The following is a 255-nucleotide window of genomic DNA, read 5'->3' as shown; positions in this document are numbered from 1 at the left end:
CGTCAAACGTAACCGGCTGGAAGAATCCCTGCTGCCCAATGTGGTGACGCACCACTCCGCCGATAGCGGCGCACCGGTGGTATACGAACCCCATCCCAGCTACGGCAACCTGTTCGGCCGGATTGAATACACCAGCGACCAGGGCGCCCTGGTTACCAACTATCAGCGGATTTGCCAGGGTGCCCTGCACAAGGCCAATGGCGGTTATCTGATTCTGGATGCCGACAAGGTTCTGACCGAACCACTGGTATGGGA

At 58.8% G+C, this 255-nt stretch carries 1 protein-coding gene; it reads left to right on the top strand.

Features of this window, described 5'->3' with window-relative positions; translation table 11 throughout:
• Nucleotides 1–255 (top strand): AAA family ATPase (locus tag Q4563_RS21080; RefSeq protein ID WP_303605913.1); only part of this gene is annotated, 255 nt, incomplete at both ends.

Source organism: Gilvimarinus sp. 1_MG-2023 (genome assembly GCF_030548285.1).
The sequence above is the reverse complement of the archived record's forward strand: the minus strand, read 5'-3'. Positions and strand labels throughout refer to the sequence as shown.